The sequence below is a fragment of the Serratia sp. 22264 genome (assembly GCF_052045345.1).
GTDB lineage: Bacteria > Pseudomonadota > Gammaproteobacteria > Enterobacterales > Enterobacteriaceae > Serratia > Serratia plymuthica.
On the sequence record NZ_JBQEOY010000009.1, the window covers coordinates 108,408 to 129,918 of the forward strand.

Consider the following 21,511-nt stretch of genomic DNA (forward strand, 5'->3'; position numbering starts at 1 on the left):
TTTATTGTAGCGCGCGGATCAGCGCGTCATTATCGGCGTTATCAGCTACCCGAATCATGCTCCAGCCCAATTCCTGGGCGAGGGTAGCCAGGCGTTCACTCACTACTACCAGGCGGCAACGCAACAGCCACGAAGAACGATAGTAGTCAGGAACTAAAGTATAGAGCTGTTGTAACATTTCACCGCTGGTGACGACCAGCGTATCAACACCGGCGCGCTGCCAGTGGGCGCTTTGCTCACTGCCATCATAGTGCACCGGGCTGCGTTGATAACATTCATAATAGCTGACGTTGGCGCCACGCTCGCTCAATCGGTCGCCGAGCAACTCGCGACCGCCGTTGCCGCGCAGGATAAGCGCCTGCTTGCCGTCCAGCTTCTGCAACGCCGGCAGCAGCAACAGCGTTTCGCTGATCTGCTGCTCGCGCGGGTACTCCACCGGCAGGCTGCTGATGCGGTGCATCGCCAGCCCGGTTGCGCGGCCAATGGCATAATAGGTCAGGCGCGCCGGCCATGTCAGCCCGGCGCGGCCAATGACCGAATTGGCGTAGTTCACCGAATGCTGCGACACGACAAACACCAGATCGCCATCATTGAGTTGCTGCAACGCCTGCGGCAGTTTGGGCAGATCGCGGCCAGGGGCGAAATCGATCAACGGGGCATGATAGGCAACCCGGCCGAGTGCGCGCAGGCGGCTCACCAGTTGTTCTCCAAAAGGAGAAGGGCGGGTTACCAGAATCGTCATGCCGGGGGATTTCCCTGATAAACGTCATGCAGGATTTCACGTGCGCCACGCGCCAGCAGTTCTTCCGCCAGCTCAACGCCCATTTGTTCGGCCAGGGCCGCCGGGCCGCGACGTTCGCCGCGCACCATCTGGCTGCCGTCCGGTGAGCCGACCAAGGCTCTCAGCCACAGGCTGTCGCCTTCCAGTTCGGCATAGCTGCCGATCGGCACCTGACAGCCGCCTTCCAACCGCGTATTCATCGCCCGTTCAGCGCGCACGCGGATATCGGTTGCGGCGTGATTGAGCGGTGCGAGCAGCGTACGGGTGGCGTCATCGTCGAGGCGGCATTCGATGCCCACCGCGCCCTGACCGACGGCCGGCAGGCACTCTTCGGGGCTCAATGGGCTGCGGATACGTTGCTCCAGCCCCAGACGTTTCAACCCGGCGACCGCCAGAATAATGGCGTCGTAATCACCGTTATCCAGCTTGGCCAGGCGGGTACCGACGTTGCCGCGCAAATCGCGCACGATCAAATCCGGCCGGCGTTCGCGCAACTGGCTCTGACGGCGCAGGCTTGAGGTGCCAACCACGCTGCCCTGCGGCAACTGATCGAACGAGGCGAAACGATTGGAAACAAAGGCGTCGCGCGGATCGTCACGCTCGCAAATGGTCACCAGGCCCAGGCCGGCGGGGAAATCTATCGGGACGTCTTTCATCGAATGGACGGCGATATCGGCGCGGCCTTCCAGCAACGCCAACTCAAGTTCTTTAACAAACAGGCCCTTACCGCCTACTTTCGCCAGCGGCGTATCCAGAATAATGTCGCCCTTTGTGACCATTGGCACCAGTTCAACCTGCAGGCCGGGGTGGCTGGCCATCAGGCGCTGTTGCACATAATGTGCTTGCCAGAGTGCCAGCGGGCTTTGTCGGGTGGCAATTCGAATAATTTTGTCTAACATGCTTGTTACCGTTTTTATAATTCGCCGTTCATCCTACCACTGAGTGCGAAAACTGTCAGTGCAAGAAGCCACAGGCGAAGAAAGGACAACGGAATCAACGGGACGTGTGATGTATTTTGGGGCAGTTGACACTGCGGGTAAATCGTTTAGAGAAGCGCTACAATAATAGTGGAGCGTTACCTCCTTTACGGTCAATCAGCAAGGTGTTAAATTGATCACGTTTCCAACAATAAGTTGCCAAATATTCTTCCAACACTAACGGCGCTTATGGAATACGGGTTTTTTCTAAACACCGGGATAATCAGGCGAGACGTCTTGTACCTCTACATCGAGACACTGAAGCAGAGACTGGATGCGATCAACCAATTACGAGTCGATCGCGCCCTAGCGGCCATGAAGCCCGCGTTTCAACGGGTATACAGTCTGCTGCCTACCTTACTGCACTACCATCACCCACTGATGCCGGGCTATCTGAACGGTAACGTTCCCCACGGCGTTTGCCTTTACACGCCTGATGAAACCCAGCAAGATTACCTCAACGATTTAGAAGACAAATGGGGCAGCCCGTTTGACAAATTGGCCAGCGGTGAGCTGCCGATTACCGGCGTTTACTCCATGGGCAGCACGTCGTCTATCGGCCAAAGCTGCAGCTCGGATCTCGACATCTGGGTGTGCCATCAGTCCTGGCTGGATAACGAAGAGCGTAGCCGTCTGCAGGAAAAATGCGGCCTGCTGGAAAAATGGTCGGCGTCGATGGGCGTAGAAGTCAGCTTCTTCCTGATCGATGAAAACCGCTTCCGCCATAACGAAAGCGGCAGCCTGGGTGGCGAAAACTGCGGATCCACACAGCATATCCTGCTGCTGGACGAGTTTTACCGCACTGCGGTGCGCCTGGCCGGCAAACGTATTTTGTGGAACATGGTGCCGGGCGAAGAAGAAGCGCATTACGATGAGTATGTGCTGTCGCTGTATTCGCAAGGCGCGTTGACGCCGAACGAATGGCTGGATCTCGGCGGCCTGAGCACGCTGTCGGCGGAAGAATATTTTGGCGCCAGCCTGTGGCAGTTGTACAAAAGCATCGATTCGCCTTACAAGGCCGTGCTGAAGACCTTGCTGTTGGAAGCCTATTCCTGGGAATACCCGAATACCCAACTGCTGGCGATGGACATTAAACACCGTCTGCATGAAGGCGAGATCGTCTGCTTCGGGCTCGACTCTTACTGCATGATGCTCGAACGCGTTACGCATTATCTGAACCAAATCAACGACACCACTCGCCTCGATCTCGTCCGCCGTTGTTTCTATCTGAAAGTCTGCGAAAAACTGTCGCGCGCTAACGCCTGCGTCGGCTGGCGTCGCGAAATCCTTAGCCAGTTGGTCAGCGAATGGGGCTGGGACGAAGAGCGCCTGGCAATCCTGGATAACCGCGCCAACTGGAAGATCGAACGGGTGCGTGAAGCGCACAACGAGCTGCTGGATGCGATGATGCAGAGTTATCGCAACCTGATCCGCTTCGCGCGGCGCAACAACCTCAGCGTCAGCGCCAGCCCGCAGGATATCGGGGTGCTCACCCGCAAGCTGTATGCGGCGTTTGAAGCCCTGCCCGGCAAGGTAACGCTGGTGAATCCGCAGATCTCACCGGACCTGTCGGAAAACGACTTAACCTTTATTCATGTGCCGATTGGCCGCGCCAACCGTACCGGTTGGTATCTGTACAATCAGGCGCCGGCGATGGATTCCATCGTCAGCCACCAACCGCTGGAATATAACCGCTACCTGAACAAGCTGGTGGCCTGGGCCTATTTCAACGGCCTGCTGACGCCGCAGACCCGCCTGCACATCAAGAGCGGCAACTTGTGCGACACGGCCAAACTGCAGGAACTGGTAGCCGACGTATCGCACCACTTCCCGCTGCGGTTGGCGGCACCGACACCGAAAGCCTTGTACAGCCCGTGCGAAATCCGCCATCTGGCGATTATCGTCAATCTGGAAAACGATCCAACCGCCGCCTTCCGCAACCAAGTGGTGCATTTCGATTTCCGCAAGCTCGACGTGTTCAGCTTCGGCCAGCAGCAGCAATGCCTGGTGGGCAGTATCGATCTGCTGTACCGCAACTCATGGAACGAAGTGCGTACCCTGCATTTCAGCGGCGAGCAATCGGTGCTGGAAGCGCTGAAGACCATTCTCGGTAAAATGCATCAGGACGCCGCGCCACCGGAATCGGTAGAAGTGTTCTGCTACAGCCAGCACCTGCGCGGTCTTATCCGTACCCGCATACAGCAACTGGTGTCGGAATGCATAGAGCTGCGTTTGTCCAGCACCCGTCTGGAACCGGGCCGTTTCAAAGCGGTGCGCGTCGCCGGCCAAACCTGGGGCCTGTTCTTTGAGCGCCTGAGCGTATCGGTGCAAAAGCTGGAGAACGCGGTGGAATTCTACGGCGCCATTTCCAACAACAAATTGCACGGCCTGTCGATCAAAGTGGAAACCGATCAGGTGCACTTGCCGCCGGTAGTGGATGGTTTCGCCAGTGAGGGGATCATTCAGTTCTTCTTCGAAGACACGTCGGACGATAAAGGCTTTAACATCTATATTCTGGATGAGTCTAACCGGGTGGAGGTTTACCACCATTGTGAAGGCAGTAAAGAGGAGTTGGTGCGTGACGTGAGCCGTTTCTATTCTTCTTCACACGATCGCTTCACTTACGGTTCCAGCTTTATCAACTTCAACCTGCCGCAGTTCTACCAGATAGTTCAGCTGGATGGTCGTACCCAGGTGATCCCGTTCCGCAGCAATGTCCTGTCGAGCCTGTGCGTTACCCTGGCCGATGGCGCCGCTCAGCCGCTGAAACAACAATTCCAGTTGCATTGATTCCGTAGGGCAGGCCCCACGGAATCAGCGGCTTATCAGGAAAAATGCACGTCTTCGCCGGCCTGTGCGCTGGCCGCTTCGCTGAGCAACGGGTAGAATCCGCGATCGCTGCGATCGCAGAACCAGGCGCCGTCCCGGTAGTTAAAGTGATAGCCGCCGGTTTTGGTTGCCAGCCACACCTGATGCAACGGCTCCTGACGGTTGATCACAATTTTGGTGCCATTTTCGAAACTTAACGTCATTACGCCGCCGTTAGTTTCGTAATCGATGTCCGCATCGCCGTCAAAATCGTCCAGTGTCTCTTCAATATTAAGCATCAGTTGGTCAGCCAACTGGTGAAACTCACTGTCGTTCATAATCAATTCCTATTGCTTTTCATGATCCACCTGCGATTATAGAGATCTTGGACGCATGAATTACAGGCATTAATGCAAATGAAAAAACAACTACGCTATGCGCTGATGGCAGTTCTGCTTGCCGGGCTCTCTGGCTGCGGTCTGAAAGGCCCGCTGTATTTCCCTTCGGACGAACCGGGTACTAAGAAACCCGCCTCTCAGGTTCAAACGGGCGATCAGGTACAGAAAAATCAGCAGGAAACCTCTGTCTCTCAGTAAAAACCGTCGATGAGCGACCAGTAACACCTGATTTGCGGTGGCGGGGCGTCACCGCAAACCCAAGACGGATAGCGCGTCCAGATAGCGGAGTATGATATGCAGTTCTCCAAAATGCACGGTCTGGGCAACGACTTTATGGTGGTCGATGCCGTTACACAGAATGTCTATTTTTCACCTGAACTGATCCGCCGATTGGCCGATCGGCACTTGGGCGTTGGCTTTGACCAGATGCTGGTGGTAGAACCGCCTTACGATCCGGAACTTGATTTCCACTATCGCATTTTCAACGCCGACGGCAGTGAAGTGGCGCAGTGCGGTAACGGCGCCCGCTGTTTCGCCCGCTTTGTGCGGCTGAAAGGGTTGACCAACAAACGCGACATCCGCGTCAGCACCCAAACCGGACGCATGGTGCTCAGCGTCACCGACGACGATCTGGTGTGCGTGAATATGGGCGAACCGAATTTTGATCCTCAGGCTGTGCCGTTTCGCGCCACCAAAGAGGAAAGGACATACATCATGCGTGCGGCGGAACATACGGTGCTGTGCGGCGTGGTGTCGATGGGCAATCCGCATTGTGTTTTACAGGTGGATGATGTAAAAACCGCCAAGGTAGAGCTGCTTGGGCCGGTGCTGGAAGGACACGAGCGCTTCCCGGAACGGGCCAATATCGGTTTTATGCAAATCGTCAGTCGTGAACATATCAAGCTGCGGGTCTATGAGCGCGGCGCCGGTGAAACGCAGGCCTGCGGCAGCGGCGCTTGTGCGGCAGTGGCAGTGGGGATTCAACAAGAATTGCTGTCAGAAGAGGTGCATGTAGAACTGCCGGGCGGCAGCCTGCATATTCGCTGGAAAGGGCCGGGCAATCCGCTGTTTATGACCGGTCCGGCAACCCATGTATATGACGGATTTATTCATCTATGAAGAGTGTTGAGGACCAGGCTGTCACGGGCATTGAGCTTGATGACGACGCCGTAATGCAGTTTTTGCTGCAAAACCCGGATTTCTTTATTCGCAACGCGCGTTTGGTTGAACAGATGCGCGTCCCCCATCCCGTTCGCGGAACCGTGTCGCTGGTCGAGTGGCATCTGGCCCGCCAGCGCAACCATATTGGCCGGCTCGAAGAAGAGATCACCCTATTGATGGAGCAGGCCAGCGCCAATGAAACGCTGTTTGCCAGCTTGCTGCATCTGCAGGCCAATCTGGCTACCGCCAGCAGTCTGCAAGACATGCTCAACCGTCTGCAACGCTGGGCGCGTGGTTTCGGTTTGGCCGGCGCCAATATCCGCCTGTTTTCCGAAAGCTGGAAAATCGGCGCGCCTTCCGACTTCACCCATCTCGCCCTGACGCGGTCGTCGTTTGAGCCGCTGCGCATTCAGCGCCTGGGTGACCAACAGCATTACCTCGGTAGCCTGAATGGCCCCGAACTGTTGCTGCTGTTGCCGCAGGCCAAGCTGGTTGGCTCGGTCGCGTTGTCGATGTTGGGCGAAGACGGCGAACTGGGCATGGTGATTTTCAGCAGCCGCGATACGCAACACTATCAGCAGGGCATGGGTACCGTGATGCTCAATCAGCTGGCGCGCATGCTGCCTGAACTGCTGGAACGCTGGATAGAACGAGCATGACCCCGATAGCGACCAGCCTGCAACAGCCGGTGGACGCTTTCCTGCGCTATCTGAAGGTTGAGCGCCAGCTCAGCCCGCTCACTCAGCTCAGCTATTCTCGCCAACTGCAGGCGCTGATGGCGCTGGCGCAGGAGATGGGCGTGACCGAATGGCCGGCACTGGACGCCGCCAAAGTCCGCATGCTGGCGGCACGCAGTAAACGCGCGGGCCTGCAGTCTTCCAGCCTTGCGCTGCGCTTGTCGGCGTTGCGCAGTTTTCTCGACTGGCAGGTTAGCCAGGGCGCGTTGATCGCCAATCCCGCCAAAGGTATCCGAACGCCACGCAGCGGTCGTCATCTGCCGAAAAATATCGATGTCGATGAAATAAACCAGCTGTTGAATATCGATCTCAACGATCCGCTGGCGGTGCGCGATCGCGCCATGCTGGAGGTGATGTACGGCGCCGGGTTGCGTCTGTCGGAGCTGGTGGGGCTGGATTGTCGCCATGTCGATCTGGCCGCCGGTGATATCTGGGTGCTGGGCAAGGGCAGCAAAGAACGCAAACTGCCGATTGGCCGCACCGCCGTTACCTGGCTGGAGCACTGGTTGGCGATGCGTGACCTGTTCGGCCCGGCTGACGACGCGATGTTCCTGTCCAATCAGGGAAAACGCATCTCGACCCGCAACGTGCAAAAGCGTTTTGCCGAGTGGGGCGTCAAGCAGGGCGTCAACAGCCATATTCATCCACACAAGCTGCGCCACTCGTTTGCGACCCATATGCTGGAGTCGAGCGGCGATCTGCGTGCTGTGCAGGAACTGCTCGGCCACGCCAATCTCACCACCACCCAAATCTATACCCACCTCGACTTTCAACATCTGGCGAACGTGTACGATGCTGCGCATCCGCGCGCCAAACGGGGGAAATCCTGATGCATTTTTATCGTCCGCTGCGCCCGCTGGCGGCGCTGACCTTCGATCTGGACGACACGCTGTACGACAACCGCCCGGTGATCAGGCAGACCGAGCTGCAGTCGGTTGCCTTTCTGCAGAACTATCATCCGGGGTTGAATCACTTTCAGTCGGCGGATTTTCACCGCCTGCGTCAGGAGCTGCGCGAGCAGGATCCGGAGATTTATCATGACGTCACCCAGTGGCGCTGGCGTGCCATTCATCTGGCGCTGAGCCGTCAGGGGTTGCGGGATGCCGAGGCTGCCCTCGGCGCCGACGCGGCAATGCAGAACTTTGCGCTGTGGCGCAGCCGCATCGAGGTGCCGGAGGCGACTCACGCCACGTTGAAAGCGCTGGGGGAGCGTTTCCCGCTGGTGGCGATCACCAATGGCAATGCCGATCCGGCGCTGTGCGGGTTGGACGGTTACTTCCAGTTTGTGCTGCGTTCCGGCCCTGATGGCCGCGCCAAACCCTATCAGGACATGTACCGGTTGGCCGCGGAACGGTTAGGGGTCCCCGTCGAACGTATTCTGCACGTTGGCGATGATTTGACCACCGACGTCGCCGGGGCGCTGCGCTCAGGCCTGCAGGCCTGCTGGATCAACGACCGCCAACGCAACCTGATGCAGGTCGCGGACAGCCGCCTGCTGCCACATATTGAGATTTCGCAGTTGGCATCGCTGACAGCATTGTTATAATCCCTGCCAGAACTCTGTATAAATTCCCAGTGGAAAACGCGTCCCAGGCGCGTTTTCCCTTACCAATTAATGGTGCCTATGGACGTTTCCGATCTGCTCGACAGCCTGAATGAAAAACAACGCGAAGCCGTGGCGGCGCCACGCTGCAACCTGTTGGTGTTGGCCGGCGCGGGCAGCGGTAAAACCCGGGTGCTGGTGCATCGCATCGCCTGGTTGCTGTCGGTAGAGAACTGTTCGCCGTATTCGATTATGGCGGTGACGTTCACCAACAAGGCGGCGGCGGAAATGCGCCATCGTATCGAACACCTGATTGGCACCAGCCAGGGCGGCATGTGGATAGGTACTTTCCACGGCCTGGCTCACCGGCTGTTGCGCGCTCACCATATGGACGCCAACCTGCCGCAGGATTTCCAAATCCTCGACAGCGACGACCAGTTTCGCCTGCTGAAGCGCATCGTTAAGGCGCTGAATATAGACGAAAAACAATGGCCGCCGCGTCAGGCGATGTGGTACATCAACGGCAAAAAAGACGAGGGCCTGCGTCCGCAGCACGTTGAAACCTATAACAACCCGGTGGAAGCGACCTGGTTGCGCATCTATCAGGCCTATCAGGAAGCTTGCGACCGCGCCGGGCTGGTGGATTTTGCCGAGCTGTTGTTGCGCGCCCATGAGCTGTGGCTGAACAAGCCGCATATCCTCAATCACTACCGCGAGCGCTTCACCAACGTATTGGTGGACGAGTTCCAGGATACCAACAGCATTCAGTACGCCTGGATCCGCCTGCTGTCCGGCAATAACAGCAACGTGATGATCGTCGGCGACGACGACCAGTCGATCTACGGCTGGCGCGGCGCTCAGGTGGAAAACATCCAGCGTTTCCTGAAGGATTTCCCCGGCGCGCAAACCGTGCGCCTGGAACAGAACTACCGTTCGACCAGCAATATTCTGAAGGCCGCCAATACCCTGATCGCCAACAACGGCGGGCGCATGGGTAAAAACCTGTGGACTGAGGGGGCCGAAGGCGAACCCATCTCCATCTATTGCGCGTTCAACGAGCTCGACGAGTCGCGCTTTGTCGTCGGCCGCATCAAAACCTGGCAGGAAAACGGCGGTGCGCTGAATGACTGCGCGATACTCTACCGCAGCAACGCCCAGTCGCGCGTGCTGGAAGAGGCGCTGTTGCAAACCGCCATGCCGTACCGCATTTATGGCGGGCAGCGCTTCTTCGAACGCCAGGAAATCAAGGATGCGCTGGCCTATTTGCGGCTGATCGCCAACCGTAACGACGACGCGGCGTTTGAGCGCGTGGTGAATACCCCGACGCGCGGCATTGGCGACCGAACGCTGGACGAAGTGCGCCGCACGGCGCGCGATCGCCAACTGACGCTGTGGCAGGCTACCCGTGCGCTGTTGCAGGACAAAGTGCTGGCCGGGCGTGCGGCGTCCGCGCTGCAACGTTTTACCGAATTGGTGGATTCCCTGGCGCACGAAACCGCAGATATGCCGCTGCATGTGCAGACCGACCGGGTGATCCGCGACTCGGGGCTGTTCATCATGTATGAGCAGGAAAAGGGTGAAAAAGGTCAGGCGCGTATCGAAAACCTTGAGGAACTGGTGACGGCAACGCGGCAGTACAGCTATCAGGATGAAGATCAGGATCTGATGCCGCTGCAGGCGTTTTTGTCACATGCCGCGCTGGAAGCGGGCGAGGGGCAGGCCGATGCCTATCAGGATGCGGTGCAACTGATGACCCTGCACTCCGCCAAGGGGCTGGAGTTTCCGCTGGTGTTTATCGTCGGTATGGAAGAGGGGATGTTCCCGAGCCAGATGTCGCTGGACGAAGGCGGCCGGCTGGAAGAAGAGCGCCGGCTGGCCTACGTTGGCCTGACGCGCGCCATGCAGAAATTGACGCTGACCTATGCCGAAACGCGCCGTTTGTACGGCAAAGAGGTTTATCACCGGCCTTCGCGTTTTATCGGCGAACTGCCGGAAGACTGTGTGGAAGAAGTGCGGCTGCGCGCCAGCGTATCGCGGCCGGTGAATCATCGCCGGATGGGCACGCCGATCAGCGAAAACGACACCGGCTACAAGCTTGGCCAGCGGGTGCGCCATCCCAAGTTTGGCGAGGGTACCATCGTCAATCTGGAAGGCAGCGGCGAACACAGCCGGTTGCAAATTGCGTTTCCGGGCGAAGGCATCAAGTGGCTGGTGGCGGCCTACGCCCGGCTGGAGACGGTGTAAGGCCGGCGAGTTGCAGGGGAAAGTCCCCTGCAATCAGCCAAATCAGTGAGCGTAACTGTCGCCGATTTGTGCGGTCGCATACCAGCGCATCACCGCTTCGGTGCCCTCACCGCCTTCCGCCGGCGCCCATGACATGCAGTCTTCTTCCGCCAGCGGCTGATACGGCCCTTGTTTCACTTCAAACACCACGCCGCCCGCATCGACCGACAGCACTGCATGCCAGGTAAACGCCGGCATCTCCAGCACTTTGGTTTCTTCGCCGAGCAGCGTGCGTTGGGTGACGACGCCGTCATCGTTGAACTGCAGCACGACAAAACGGCCGCGCAGCGGCGCCAGCAGCTCCCAGGTTTGCGGATGGCGGTGCGGACGGATATAGGTGCCCGGCTCCATGGCAATCGCCAAGCGCTGTACCGGATCGCTTAACTCTTCGTGTAACGTACGGTGCGCGCGCAGGCGCGCCACTTTGGCAGCCTGTTCGCTCATCGCGGTCAGGTCGTGGGCGGTAATCTGTTTCATCGGCTAAGTCCGCAGGTTTATAGTGGCCTAATCTTAGCAACTTTCCCGGATGCGGTGAGAGATTGCCGCAGACTTTTTCTGCACGCTTTACTTCGGGTTAAGCGCGCTTTTGGTCATTTGTCATGGTGATCAGTTGTTGCGCAATTATCCTGTCTAACGTGTTGACAGGCTTTTTCTTCTCGGCGTAACATGCGCGCACGATTATCAATGAGGACATACGCCTTGGACACACCCAGTAGATACTGGCTCACTGACCTGGACAACAACAGGTACAACTTCTAAGGCTATCCCATTGAGCTGATGGCCTTCGTGGTTGTCGGCGACCCGCAAAGCGTCGCTACGAGTCAGATCCTTCATGGTCTGAAACAAGCTGGTGATGCAACACCCCTCTGTTTCTGTGCTTCCACGCGTTGTCTGCACCTGTCACCGATAGGGAGTTTTGGCACATGCTAAGCGCGTTTAAATTAGATAACAGTCGCCTGTCCCGTCTGGAGTTGGATGACTCGGATGATCTCACCTCGTCACTGTGGGTTGATCTGGTTGAGCCGGAAGAGGGCGAGCGTGAGCGCGTGCAAAACGAGCTGGGCCAAAGCCTGGCGACACGCCCGGAGCTGGACGACATTGAAGCCTCCGCGCGTTTCTTCGAAGACGAAGATGGCCTGCATATTCACTCCTTCTTCTATTTTGAAGATGCGGAAGATCACGCCGGCAACTCGACCGTGGCCTTCACCATTCGCGACGGCCGGTTGTATACCCTGCGTGAACGCGAACTGCCGGCGTTTCGTTTGTACCGCATGCGCGCCCGCAATCTGACGATGGTCGACGGCAATGCCTACGAGCTGTTGCTGGATCTGTTCGAAACCAAGATTGAGCAGTTGGCGGACGAGATCGAAAATATCTATAGCGATCTGGAAAAGCTCAGCCGGGTGATCATGGAAGGCCATCAGGGCGACGAATACGATGAAGCGCTGTCAACCTTGGCGGAACTGGAAGATATCGGCTGGAAAGTGCGCCTGTGTCTGATGGATACCCAACGCGCGCTTAACTTCCTGGTGCGCAAGGCGCGCCTGCCGACCGGCCAGTTGGAACAGGCGCGTGAAGTGCTGCGCGACATCGAATCCCTGTTGCCGCATAACGAATCGCTGTTCCAGAAGGTGAACTTCCTGATGCAAGCGGCGATGGGCTTTATCAATATCGAGCAGAACCGCATCATCAAGATTTTCTCGGTGGTCTCGGTGGTGTTCCTGCCGCCGACGCTGGTGGCTTCCAGCTACGGGATGAACTTTGAGTTCATGCCGGAGCTGAAGTGGTCGTTCGGTTATCCGGGTGCCATCAGCCTGATGATCCTCGCGGGGCTGGCTCCTTACCTGTACTTCAAGCGCAAGAACTGGCTGTAAGCCGGCGGGCGACCCGGTCGTCCGTTATTTCTGCGTTACCTCAACGCTTAGCCTGCTAAATAGGGGTACAATGACGCCTCGTCTCATCTGCCCGTAAGGCGTGAGTTTGATGGAGAAGTTGCCCCGCTGGTCTCAATGGCTGCTCCTGCTGCTGGCTTCGCTGGCGCTGGGGTTTGGCCTGCAAACATTTCATATTCCCGCGGCGCTGTTGCTGGGGCCGATGATCGTCGGCGTGGCGATGGGGCTGTTGGGTGCTACGGTGCGCATTCCCACGCGCCTGTTTATCGTCGCCCAAGCGGTGCTGGGCTGCATGATCGCGCAAAGTCTTTCCCCCGCTATCCTCACGCCGTTACTCGACGACTGGCCACTGGTGCTGCTGGTACTCTTTGCCACGCTGGCGGCCAGCGGCGTTTCCGGCTGGTGTCTGGTGCGTTTCAGCGGGCTGCCGGGGCCGACCGGTGCCTGGGGTTCATCGCCCGGCGGCGCTTCGGCGATGGTGGCGATGGCGGGAGATTTCGGTGCAGATGTCCGGTTAGTGGCATTCATGCAGTACCTGCGGGTGCTGTTTGTCGCCACGGCGGCGGCCATGGTGGCGCGGATTGGGCTGGGGGATGAGGCGGGCCACGGCAGCGCCGCGCTGGAATGGTTCCCCCCGCTGGATTGGCGTTTTCTCGCGACGCTGGGTATCGCCGTTGCCGGCGCCTGGCTGGGCCCCCGGCTGCGCATCCCTTCCGGTGCGCTGCTTTTACCGATGATTATCGGCGCCGCGCTGCACTCCAGCGGCGCGATGGCGTTGCAGGTGCCGGAATGGTTGCTGGCGCTGGCTTATACCCTGATTGGCTGGAGCGTAGGGCTACGTTTTACCCGGCCGATATTTTTGCTGGCGTTGCGTACCTTGCCGCAGATGGTGGCGTCGATAGCGGCGCTAATGCTGTTTTGCGGGCTGCTGGCATGGATGCTGACCCGCTTCCTGCCGGTGGATCTGATGACCGCCTATCTGGCGACCAGCCCGGGCGGGCTGGACACCGTGGCGATCATTGCGGCGGGCAGCCGGGTGGATATGTCCTTTGTGATGGCGATGCAGACGCTGCGGTTGTTCACCATTTTGCTGACCGGCCCGGCGATGGCCCGCTTCATTTCCAATCGGGCCTCGCCTGCGTCAACGTAATTTGCGTTGAGTGTAAAGCGCGTCGAGGATAAACAGCAGCAGCGCCGCCCAGATAAAGCCGAAGGTCACCAGTTTATCCTGGCCGATGGTCTCTCCGTAAAAAGTGACGGCCAGCAGGAACATCAGCGTCGGGCCGAGATACTGGAAAAAGCCGAGTGTCGACAGGCGCAGGCGGGTCGCCGCGGCGGTAAAGAACAGCAGCGGTATGGTGGTGACGACGCCGGCGGCGACCAGCAGCAGGTTCAGCGACCACGGGTTGGCGCTCAGATGGCTGGTCGGGCTGTCGGCGAACAGGAACAGGTACGCCGCCGCTACCGGCAATAACCACAGGGTTTCAATCAGCATGCCGGTCTGCGCGTCGATGGCGATCTTCTTGCGCAGCAGGCCGTAGAAGGCAAAGCTGAACGCCAGCCCCAGGCCGATAATCGGCAGCGAGCCGAATTGCCATAGCTGAATCAACACGCCGGCAAACGCCAACACCACCGCCAACCACTGCATGCGGCGGAAACGCTCGCCCAGGAACAGCATCCCCAACAGCACGTTAACCAGCGGATTAATGAAATAGCCCAGGCTGGCTTCCAGCATGTGGTGGTTATTCACCGCCCAGATAAACAACAGCCAGTTGCCGCCGATCAACACTGCGGTCACCGCCAGCAACAGCAGCCGTTTGCGGTTGCTGCAGGTGGCGCGAACCTGCGGCCAGTTGCGGCCCAGCGTGATCAGCGCCAGCATAAAGAAGAAAGACCAAATGACCCGATGAGTGAGGATCTCATCGGCGGGCACCTGTTGAATCAGTTTGAAATAGGCCGGGGCGATGCCCCAAATAAAATAGGCGGCCAGAGCAAAGAAGATGCCCTGCCGCGTTTGCTGTGCGTCCATGACGATACTCGGATGGGTAAAACGGAGATGCGGTGAGTGTACTTAAGACGCTCACCGCACACAATCACCCGACCAGGTAGGTGGCGGTGGCGCTGGCGATATGCAGGCCATCGTGGTTATGCAGTTCGACGCGGGCGACCGCCACTTTGTTGCCGCTGCGCAATACGCTGGCGGAGGCGACGAAATGCTCGCCGCGGCCGGGGCGCAGGTAGTCAACGCGCAGATCTATGGTTCCCATGCGCGACAGGCGCGAGGCCACTTCCTCTTCGATCAGCGGGTCCAGACGCATCAGCACGCTGCCGGCGCAGGCCAAGCCGGCGGCAACGTCCAGCACTGAAGCGATCACGCCGCCGTGCAGGATCTTCTGGGCGGCGTTGCCCACCAGTTTGGGCTGATTGGTGAAGCTCAGTTCAACGTAGTCATCTTCAAAACGGCGCAGTTCAAGGCCCAGTTCGCGGTTAAACGGCATGTGATAAACAAAGATTTCGCCGATTTTCTGGCGTGCAGCATCGAGTGTCAGTGGTGTAGTGGACATAAATACCCGTTCTTTATTCAATAGAGTGAGGAGGTTATTAACTGGTCAGTCCAGGTTAATCGTTTGTTGATTTTATGCCTATATTTTGTTGCTTGCCAGACTAATCCAATAAATGCACACCGCACTGCTGCAAAACCGCCTTTGTGTGTAAAATGGCCTGTTTTTATTTCAGAGTTTGTCATTTTTGTTGGAGTGGGGAACGTTATGCGCATTTTGTCAGGGATCGTTTTGGCCATGTTGGCGGCACCATTGCTGGTGCAGGCGGAAGAGGCCAAAGAGCAGCAAATTCATGATAAACCCGCGGTGCGCGGCAGCATTATCGCCAACATGCTGCAGGATCACGACAACCCGTTTACGCTATACCCGTACGACACCAACTATGTGTTGTACACCGATACCAGCAATATCAACAAAGAAGCCATCAAGACCTACAACTGGGCCGAGAAGGCGCGCAAGGATGAAGTGAAATACCAGCTCAGCCTGGCCTTCCCGCTGTGGCGTGGCATTCTGGGCGACAACTCGGTGCTCGGCGCCTCTTATACTCAGCGTTCCTGGTGGCAGCTTTCCAACCACGGGGAATCGTCGCCGTTTCGCGAAACCAACTACGAACCGCAGGTATTCCTCGGCTGGGCGACGGATTACCGCTTTGCCGGCTGGACGCTGCGCGACGTTGAAGTGGGCCTCAACCACCAGTCCAACGGGCGTTCGGATCCTACTTCCCGCAGTTGGAACCGCGGTTACGCGCGTTTTATGGCGCAGAACGGCAACTGGCAGGTGGATCTGAAACCCTGGTTCCGCTTCTCGGAAAGCGACAGCAGCGATGACAACCCGGATATCACCAAATACATGGGGTATTACCGTCTGAAAGTCGGTTACGCCTGGGGCGACAGCGTGTTCAGCGTCGACAGCCATTACAACTGGAACAGCGGCTACGGCGGTGCGGAGTTGGGCTGGAGTTATCCAATCTCCAAACACGTGCGTTTCTACACTCAGGTGTTCAGCGGCTACGGCGAATCGCTGATTGATTACAACTTCCGGCAGACACGGGTTGGCGTTGGTGTCATGCTTAACGATATTATGTAATACGGCCGTCATGATGGCGGCGCTATGCAGCAAAAAGTGGGGATGTGTGTGTCAACCGCAGCAGTGATAAACAAAGAGTTGCTGGCAGAGCAGGTATTGCGCGATACCTTTGGCTACCAGCAATTCCGACCGGGTCAACAAACGATTATCAACGCGGCGATCGGCGGGCTGGATTGTCTGGTGGTCATGCCGACCGGCGGCGGTAAATCCTTGTGCTATCAAATCCCGGCGCTGGTGATGGATGGCCTGACGTTAGTGGTTTCCCCGTTGATCTCGCTGATGAAAGATCAGGTCGATCAACTGCTGGCCTACGGCGTTTCCGCTGCCTGCTATAACTCGACGCAGACGCGCGAGCAGCAGTTGGAGGTCATGGCGGGTTGCCGCAGCGGGCAGATCAAAATGCTGTACATCGCCCCCGAGCGGCTGATGATGGACAGCTTCCTCGACTTGCTCGACCACTGTCCGCCGGCGCTATTGGCGGTGGACGAGGCGCATTGCATTTCGCAGTGGGGCCATGATTTCCGTCCTGAATACCGCGCGTTGGGTCAGTTGAAGCAGCGCTTCCCGACGATGCCGGTGATTGCCCTGACCGCTACCGCCGACGAGTCTACCCGTGGCGACATCGTGCGCCTGTTGGCGCTGCACGATCCGCTGGTGCAGATCAGCAGCTTTGACCGCCCAAACATTCGCTATACGCTGGTGGAGAAGTTCAAACCGCTCGATCAGCTGTGGCGCTTCGTGCAGGACCAACGCGGCAAGAGCGGTATCATTTACTGCAACAGCCGCGCCAAGGTGGAAGACACCACCGCGCGTTTGCAGAGCCGCGGGCTGAGCGTGGGCGCCTATCATGCCGGGCTGGACAACGATCGCCGCGCGCAGGTGCAGGAAGCGTTCCAGCGTGACGATTTACAGGTGGTGGTAGCCACCGTCGCCTTCGGCATGGGCATCAACAAACCCAACGTGCGTTTCGTGGTGCACTTTGATATTCCGCGCAATATCGAGTCCTACTATCAGGAAACCGGCCGCGCCGGGCGTGATGGCCTGCCGGCCGAAGCGATCTTGTTGTATGACCCGGCCGACATGGCCTGGCTGCGCCGTTGCCTGGAAGAGAAACCGGCCGGGCAGCAGTTGGATATCGAGCGCCACAAGCTGAACGCCATGGGGGCTTTCGCCGAAGCGCAAACCTGCCGTCGTTTGGTGTTGCTCAACTACTTTGGCGAGGGCAAGCAGCAAAATTGCGGTAACTGCGATATCTGCCTCGATCCCCCCAAGCGCTATGACGGGCTGGAAGATGCACGCAAGGCGCTGTCCTGCGTATATCGCGTCGGCCAGCGGTTCGGCCTGGGTTACATTGTCGAAGTGCTGCGCGGTTCCAATAACCAGCGCATCCGCGAATACGGGCACGACAAGCTGCCGGTGTACGGCATAGGTCGCGAGCAAACGACCGAGCACTGGACCAGCGTACTGCGTCAACTGATCCACCTGGGGTTTATTACCCAGAACATCGCCATGCATTCGGCGCTGCAATTGACCGAGGCCGCGCGCCCGGTACTGCGTGGTGAGCTGGAGCTGCAACTGGCGGTGCCGCGCATTCAAAGCCTGAAGTCGCGTGGCAGCGCCAATCAGAAATCCTACGGCGGCAATTACGATCGCAAGCTGTTTGCCAAACTGCGCAAGCTGCGTAAATCGATTGCCGACGAAGAAAATATCCCGCCTTACGTGGTGTTTAACGATGCCACGCTGTTGGAAATGGCGGAGCAAATGCCGATCAAGGCCGGCGACCTGCTTAGCGTTAACGGCGTTGGCCAGCGCAAACTGGAGCGCTTCGGCGCCCCGTTTATGGCGATGATCCGCGATCACCTCGATAATGACGAAGAATAAGGGCAATAAATCATGTTGATGCTGTTTCTGACCGTGGCGCTGGTGCACTTGATCGCGCTGATGAGCCCGGGGCCGGACTTCTTTTTTGTTTCGCAAACCGCCGCCAGCCGTTCGCGCCGCGAGGCGATGATGGGCGTAGTGGGCATTTCATTGGGTATCGTGGTGTGGGCGGGGGTTGCGCTGATGGGCCTGCACCTGATCTTGCAGAAAATGGCCTGGCTGCACCAGATCATCATGGTCGGCGGTGGGATTTACTTATGCTGGATGGGCTGGCAATTGCTGCGTTCCGCACGCTCCCAGAATGCCCAATCGGTGCCGGCGGACGAAGTGAAAGTGGCGTTGCCAAAGGCCGGACGCAGCTTTATCCGCGGTTTCCTGACCAACCTTTCAAACCCGAAAGCGGTTATCTATTTCGGCAGCGTGTTCTCGCTGTTTGTCGGTGACGACGTGGGCGCCGGCGCGCGCTGGGGCTTGTTCCTGCTGATTATCGCCGAGACCTTTGTCTGGTTCAGCCTGGTGGCGGTAGTGTTTGCGTTGCCGGCAATGCGCCGCGGCTATCAGCGTTTGGCGAAATGGATCGACGGGCTGGCAGGCGTGCTGTTCACCGGTTTCGGGTTGCACCTGATCTTTACCCGTTAATCGCAGGAAGATATCGCGAGGGCCGAACAGTGATGTTCGGCCCTTTTGCATTATGCTTTTCTGGCCGTAGCCAATAACCCGGCCACCAGAATAAACAGCGAACCGAAGATGCGGTTCAGCAACTGCATTTGACGCGGCGTCTTCAGCCAGCCGGCAATGCGGGTCGCCAGTGTGGCGTAGCCAATCATCACCACAATATCCACCGCCACGGTGGTCACGCCGAGTATCAGATACTGCTCGGTCTGCGGCTGGTTAGGTAAAATAAACTGCGGGAACAGCGCGGCCAGAAACACGATGCTCTTCGGGTTGGTCAGATTCACCAGGACGGCACGGCGGAACAAACGGCGGCGCGGCATGGTACCCGCCAGCGTATGCAGATCCAACGAACCGGCAGCGCGCCACTGTTGGATACCGAGCCACACCAGATAAGCGGCGCCGAGCCATTTCAGCAATTCAAACGCCATCAGCGACTGTGAGACCAACGCACCCAGGCCAATGCCCACCAGCACGATATGCAGACTCAACCCGACCTGCAGGCCGGCGATCGATGCCGCCGCACCGCGATACCCGTGGCTGATACCGGTGCTCATGGTGTTGATTGCGCCTGAGCCGGGTGAGAGGCTGAGGATAAGGGTTGTCAGCAGATAGGTTAACCACCAGTCCAAGGTCATCGTAAGGCTCCCTGAAAGTACCAATTTGTGCCAAAATGGGCCCGGTTCTTGTAAGAATTCAATCACAATACGCTAGTATTATTTCTTGTGCCAGAGGCCACATTTTTGCCGCTGGCGGCTCAGGGAAAAGCTCTCAATGACGTCGTTCACCCACAGCACCGATGACTGGTTAATGCGTGAAACGCAGTTCGCTGCTTTCGCCACCGGCCCGCTGCTGGATTTTTGGCGGCTGCGGGAAGAGGGCGAGTTCAGTGGCGTGGGCGGCGTGCCGATCCGCTTCGTGCGTTTTAGCTCATCGCGCCATCAGCGGGTGGTGGTGATAAGCCCCGGGCGCATCGAAAGTTACGTTAAATATCCAGAAGTTGCCTACGATCTATTCCATTGCGGTTTTGATGTGATGATTCTCGATCATCGCGGGCAAGGCCGTTCTGGCCGTTTGCTGGCTGATACGCATCGCGGTCATGTGGTAAACTTTGCCGATTATATTGACGATTTCACCCAGTTTTATCAGCAGCAAGTGGCACCGCGCGGCTACCGACACCACTTTGCGCTGTCGCATTCGATGGGCGGCGCGATACTGGCGCAGTTTCTGGCGCGTCAGCCGCAGGCGTTTGATGCCGCCGCGTTTTGCGCGCCGATGTTCGGCATTCATCTGCCGATGCCGGGCTGGATGGCGGACCGCATCCTTAACTGGGTGGAGAAACACCCGGCGGTGCGCGATTACTATGCGATAGGCACCGGCCAGTGGCGGCCGCTGCCCTACGTGGTCAACGTATTGACCCACAGCCGTGAACGCTATCGCCGCTGTTTGCGTTATTACGCCGATTATCCCGAGTTGCAGGTGGGGGGCCCTACCTATCACTGGGTAAGAGAAAGCATTCAGGCCGGGCGGCAGATTGTCGCGCAGGCGGCTAAAATCACCACACCGCTGTTATTATTGCAGGCCGGTGAGGAACGGGTGGTCGACAACCGTTCCCAGCAGGCTTTTTGTCAGGCACTGTCAGACGCGGGGCACCCTTGCGAAGGGGGGAAACCGCGGGTTATCCAAGGCGCACGCCATGAGATCCTGTTCGAGCGGGACGCGATGCGCGCCGAAGCATTGAACGCAATCCTGCGTTTCTTTGCTCAACACTTAGGTGGCGCCCCTGCCGCCGACCACTCCATCAGAGGTTAGAACATATCCTTATGTATCACGTCGTCGCTTCCGATTTAGATGGCACGCTGCTATCACCTGACCACACCCTGTCGCCTTATGCCAAAGAGACGTTGAAGCTGTTGACCCAGCGTGACGTGCACTTTGTGTTTGCCACTGGCCGGCATCACATCGACGTTTCGCAGATCCGCGATAACCTCGATATCAGCGCCTTTATGATCACCTCCAACGGCGCCCGCGTGCATAACACCGCCGGCGAGCTGATTTTCAGCCACAACCTGGCAGAAGACATTGCCCGCGATCTCTACGGCATGCTGCATGACGATGCGGACATCACCACCAACGTTTATCGCAACGACGACTGGTTCATCAACCGGGAAAGCCCGGAGCAGGAAGAGTTCTTCCGGGAATCGATCTTCCAGTATCAGCTGTTTGAGCCGGGCCTGCTGGAAACCGACGGTGTGTGCAAGGTGTACTTCACCTGTGACGACCATGAAAAGCTGCTGCCGCTGGAAGATGCCATCAATGCGCGCTGGGGCGATCGGGTTAACGTCAGCTTCTCGTTCCCGACCTGTCTGGAAGTGATGGCGGGCGGCGTATCCAAAGGCCATGCGCTGGAAGAAGTGGCCAAAATCATCGGCTATTCGCTGAAAGAGTGCATCGCCTTCGGTGACGGCATGAATGACCTGGAAATGCTGGCGATGGCCGGCAAGGGCTGCATTATGCGCGACGCGCACCAGCGCCTGAAAGACAAGCTGCCGGAGCTGGAAGTGATTGGTTCCAATGCCGACGACGCAGTGCCGCATTACCTGCGCAAGATGTACCTGGGTTGATATGAGCAGGATACCTTCAGACGGCTGACAAAGTCCGTTATTAGGGAGAGCGTGCCGAAGGGGTCGTAGCGGCTTGCCCGCCGACCAATTTGCCTGGAGCAAATTGG

21 protein-coding genes are annotated in these 21,511 nt (G+C 58.1%); 14 read left to right on the top strand and 7 right to left on the bottom strand.

Going from position 1 to position 21,511, the window contains the following annotated elements; all coding sequences use genetic code 11:
* Window position 1: 1 nt before the first annotated feature.
* Together hemD and hemC are read right to left on the bottom strand one after the other, a co-directional pair.
* Window positions 2–742, bottom strand: a complete 741-nt coding sequence (gene hemD / locus ACTJJ1_RS23225; protein WP_004950904.1) for a uroporphyrinogen-III synthase — start codon at window positions 740–742, stop codon at window positions 2–4.
* Window positions 739–1,680, bottom strand: coding sequence for a hydroxymethylbilane synthase (gene hemC / locus ACTJJ1_RS23230; protein ID WP_073439733.1), 942 nt, complete (start codon window positions 1,678–1,680; stop codon window positions 739–741). Before hemC ends, hemD begins: the two co-directional genes overlap by 4 nt.
* 315 nt (window positions 1,681–1,995) lie before the next feature.
* Between hemC and ACTJJ1_RS23235 the strand changes: the two genes are divergently transcribed.
* The gene (locus ACTJJ1_RS23235; protein WP_006323023.1) at window positions 1,996–4,548 is read left to right on the top strand and encodes a class I adenylate cyclase; all 2,553 of its coding nucleotides are present in this window, start codon (window positions 1,996–1,998) and stop codon (window positions 4,546–4,548) included.
* A 35-nt stretch (window positions 4,549–4,583) separates the two neighbouring features.
* Here the strand turns inward: ACTJJ1_RS23235 and cyaY are convergent, their stop codons facing one another.
* A complete protein-coding gene (gene cyaY / locus ACTJJ1_RS23240) occupies window positions 4,584–4,904 on the bottom strand; it encodes an iron donor protein CyaY (RefSeq protein ID WP_004950911.1) in 321 nt (106 codons plus the stop codon).
* Between the two features lie 78 nt (window positions 4,905–4,982).
* Between cyaY and lptM the strand changes: the two genes are divergently transcribed.
* The 6 genes from lptM (at window position 4,983) to uvrD (ending at window position 10,649) form a co-directional block, all read left to right on the top strand.
* A complete protein-coding gene (lptM, locus tag ACTJJ1_RS23245; protein ID WP_283936129.1) occupies window positions 4,983–5,162 on the top strand; it encodes an LPS translocon maturation chaperone LptM in 180 nt (59 codons plus the stop codon).
* A 96-nt stretch (window positions 5,163–5,258) separates the two neighbouring features.
* Entirely contained in the window at window positions 5,259–6,083 is an 825-nt protein-coding gene (dapF, locus tag ACTJJ1_RS23250) for a diaminopimelate epimerase (protein ID WP_004950915.1), read from the top strand.
* Complete coding sequence (locus tag ACTJJ1_RS23255) at window positions 6,080–6,784, top strand: DUF484 domain-containing protein (RefSeq protein WP_004950917.1); 705 nt, start codon at window positions 6,080–6,082, stop codon at window positions 6,782–6,784. Before dapF ends, ACTJJ1_RS23255 begins: the two co-directional genes overlap by 4 nt.
* The gene (xerC, locus tag ACTJJ1_RS23260; protein WP_440835529.1) at window positions 6,781–7,692 is read left to right on the top strand and encodes a tyrosine recombinase XerC; all 912 of its coding nucleotides are present in this window, start codon (window positions 6,781–6,783) and stop codon (window positions 7,690–7,692) included. The genes ACTJJ1_RS23255 and xerC overlap by 4 nt, the downstream gene beginning before the upstream one ends.
* Window positions 7,692–8,408: a 5-amino-6-(5-phospho-D-ribitylamino)uracil phosphatase YigB gene (yigB, locus tag ACTJJ1_RS23265; RefSeq protein WP_110605939.1), complete on the top strand. Its 717-nt coding sequence runs from the start codon at window positions 7,692–7,694 to the stop codon at window positions 8,406–8,408. The genes xerC and yigB overlap by 1 nt, the downstream gene beginning before the upstream one ends.
* Before the next feature lie 78 nt (window positions 8,409–8,486).
* The gene (gene uvrD, locus ACTJJ1_RS23270; RefSeq protein WP_006318315.1) at window positions 8,487–10,649 is read left to right on the top strand and encodes a DNA helicase II; all 2,163 of its coding nucleotides are present in this window, start codon (window positions 8,487–8,489) and stop codon (window positions 10,647–10,649) included.
* Between the two features lie 42 nt (window positions 10,650–10,691).
* Here uvrD and ACTJJ1_RS23275 read toward each other — a convergent pair whose 3' ends face one another.
* Complete coding sequence (locus ACTJJ1_RS23275; protein WP_004950924.1) at window positions 10,692–11,165, bottom strand: WbuC family cupin fold metalloprotein; 474 nt, start codon at window positions 11,163–11,165, stop codon at window positions 10,692–10,694.
* A gap of 446 nt (window positions 11,166–11,611) precedes the next feature.
* Here ACTJJ1_RS23275 and corA point away from each other — a divergent pair, with 446 nt between their 5' ends.
* Complete coding sequence (gene corA / locus ACTJJ1_RS23280; protein ID WP_004950926.1) at window positions 11,612–12,562, top strand: magnesium/cobalt transporter CorA; 951 nt, start codon at window positions 11,612–11,614, stop codon at window positions 12,560–12,562.
* Between the two features lie 109 nt (window positions 12,563–12,671).
* Window positions 12,672–13,730 carry an AbrB family transcriptional regulator gene (locus ACTJJ1_RS23285; RefSeq protein WP_020438293.1) on the top strand — a complete coding sequence of 353 codons (1,059 nt, stop codon included), beginning with the start codon at window positions 12,672–12,674 and terminating at the stop codon, window positions 13,728–13,730.
* Here the strand turns inward: ACTJJ1_RS23285 and rarD are convergent.
* Together rarD and ACTJJ1_RS23295 are read right to left on the bottom strand one after the other, a co-directional pair.
* Entirely contained in the window at window positions 13,722–14,609 is an 888-nt protein-coding gene (rarD, locus tag ACTJJ1_RS23290; protein WP_006323028.1) for an EamA family transporter RarD, read from the bottom strand. The genes ACTJJ1_RS23285 and rarD overlap by 9 nt on opposite strands.
* Window positions 14,610–14,673: 64 nt before the next feature.
* Complete coding sequence (locus ACTJJ1_RS23295) at window positions 14,674–15,144, bottom strand: thioesterase family protein (protein WP_004950929.1); 471 nt, start codon at window positions 15,142–15,144, stop codon at window positions 14,674–14,676.
* A 204-nt stretch (window positions 15,145–15,348) separates the two neighbouring features.
* Between ACTJJ1_RS23295 and pldA the strand changes: the two genes are divergently transcribed.
* From pldA to rhtC, 3 genes are read left to right on the top strand one after another with little or no spacing between them, the layout of a single operon-like run.
* The gene (gene pldA / locus ACTJJ1_RS23300) at window positions 15,349–16,227 is read left to right on the top strand and encodes a phospholipase A (protein ID WP_004950930.1); all 879 of its coding nucleotides are present in this window, start codon (window positions 15,349–15,351) and stop codon (window positions 16,225–16,227) included.
* Window positions 16,228–16,275: 48 nt separating this feature from the next.
* Window positions 16,276–18,108 (top strand): ATP-dependent DNA helicase RecQ, encoded by a 1,833-nt coding sequence (gene recQ / locus ACTJJ1_RS23305; RefSeq protein WP_037433859.1) that lies wholly within the window; start codon window positions 16,276–16,278, stop codon window positions 18,106–18,108.
* Window positions 18,109–18,120: 12 nt separating this feature from the next.
* Window positions 18,121–18,747: a threonine export protein RhtC gene (gene rhtC / locus ACTJJ1_RS23310; RefSeq protein WP_004950932.1), complete on the top strand. Its 627-nt coding sequence runs from the start codon at window positions 18,121–18,123 to the stop codon at window positions 18,745–18,747.
* 50 nt (window positions 18,748–18,797) lie between these two features.
* Here rhtC and rhtB read toward each other — a convergent pair whose 3' ends face one another.
* Window positions 18,798–19,418, bottom strand: coding sequence for a homoserine/homoserine lactone efflux protein (gene rhtB, locus ACTJJ1_RS23315; protein ID WP_004950933.1), 621 nt, complete (start codon window positions 19,416–19,418; stop codon window positions 18,798–18,800).
* Window positions 19,419–19,554: 136 nt separating this feature from the next.
* Between rhtB and pldB the strand changes: the two genes are divergently transcribed.
* Together pldB and yigL are read left to right on the top strand one after the other, a co-directional pair.
* On the top strand, window positions 19,555–20,592 hold the full coding sequence (gene pldB / locus ACTJJ1_RS23320; protein ID WP_440835535.1) for a lysophospholipase L2: 1,038 nt from the start codon (window positions 19,555–19,557) through the stop codon (window positions 20,590–20,592).
* 11 nt (window positions 20,593–20,603) lie between these two features.
* The gene (gene yigL / locus ACTJJ1_RS23325; RefSeq protein ID WP_004950937.1) at window positions 20,604–21,404 is read left to right on the top strand and encodes a sugar/pyridoxal phosphate phosphatase YigL; all 801 of its coding nucleotides are present in this window, start codon (window positions 20,604–20,606) and stop codon (window positions 21,402–21,404) included.
* Window positions 21,405–21,511 lie beyond the last annotated feature (107 nt).

What these genes read in the sequence shown, in the direction of transcription:
- hemC (WP_073439733.1), bottom strand. Translation starts at nt 1,680, where the DNA reads ATGTTAGACAAAATTATTCGAATTGCCACCCGACAAAGCCCGCTGGCA.
- cyaY (WP_004950911.1), bottom strand. Translation starts at nt 4,904, where the DNA reads ATGAACGACAGTGAGTTTCACCAGTTGGCTGACCAACTGATGCTTAAT.
- pldA (WP_004950930.1), top strand. Translation starts at nt 15,349, where the DNA reads ATGCGCATTTTGTCAGGGATCGTTTTGGCCATGTTGGCGGCACCATTG.
- yigL (WP_004950937.1), top strand. Translation starts at nt 20,604, where the DNA reads ATGTATCACGTCGTCGCTTCCGATTTAGATGGCACGCTGCTATCACCT.
- ACTJJ1_RS23285 (WP_020438293.1), top strand. Translation starts at nt 12,672, where the DNA reads ATGGAGAAGTTGCCCCGCTGGTCTCAATGGCTGCTCCTGCTGCTGGCT.
- rhtC (WP_004950932.1), top strand. Translation starts at nt 18,121, where the DNA reads ATGTTGATGCTGTTTCTGACCGTGGCGCTGGTGCACTTGATCGCGCTG.
- hemD (WP_004950904.1), bottom strand. Translation starts at nt 742, where the DNA reads ATGACGATTCTGGTAACCCGCCCTTCTCCTTTTGGAGAACAACTGGTG.
- rarD (WP_006323028.1), bottom strand. Translation starts at nt 14,609, where the DNA reads ATGGACGCACAGCAAACGCGGCAGGGCATCTTCTTTGCTCTGGCCGCC.
- uvrD (WP_006318315.1), top strand. Translation starts at nt 8,487, where the DNA reads ATGGACGTTTCCGATCTGCTCGACAGCCTGAATGAAAAACAACGCGAA.
- corA (WP_004950926.1), top strand. Translation starts at nt 11,612, where the DNA reads ATGCTAAGCGCGTTTAAATTAGATAACAGTCGCCTGTCCCGTCTGGAG.
- xerC (WP_440835529.1), top strand. Translation starts at nt 6,781, where the DNA reads ATGACCCCGATAGCGACCAGCCTGCAACAGCCGGTGGACGCTTTCCTG.
- yigB (WP_110605939.1), top strand. Translation starts at nt 7,692, where the DNA reads ATGCATTTTTATCGTCCGCTGCGCCCGCTGGCGGCGCTGACCTTCGAT.
- ACTJJ1_RS23255 (WP_004950917.1), top strand. Translation starts at nt 6,080, where the DNA reads ATGAAGAGTGTTGAGGACCAGGCTGTCACGGGCATTGAGCTTGATGAC.
- ACTJJ1_RS23275 (WP_004950924.1), bottom strand. Translation starts at nt 11,165, where the DNA reads ATGAAACAGATTACCGCCCACGACCTGACCGCGATGAGCGAACAGGCT.
- ACTJJ1_RS23295 (WP_004950929.1), bottom strand. Translation starts at nt 15,144, where the DNA reads ATGTCCACTACACCACTGACACTCGATGCTGCACGCCAGAAAATCGGC.
- rhtB (WP_004950933.1), bottom strand. Translation starts at nt 19,418, where the DNA reads ATGACCTTGGACTGGTGGTTAACCTATCTGCTGACAACCCTTATCCTC.
- lptM (WP_283936129.1), top strand. Translation starts at nt 4,983, where the DNA reads ATGAAAAAACAACTACGCTATGCGCTGATGGCAGTTCTGCTTGCCGGG.
- pldB (WP_440835535.1), top strand. Translation starts at nt 19,555, where the DNA reads ATGACGTCGTTCACCCACAGCACCGATGACTGGTTAATGCGTGAAACG.
- dapF (WP_004950915.1), top strand. Translation starts at nt 5,259, where the DNA reads ATGCAGTTCTCCAAAATGCACGGTCTGGGCAACGACTTTATGGTGGTC.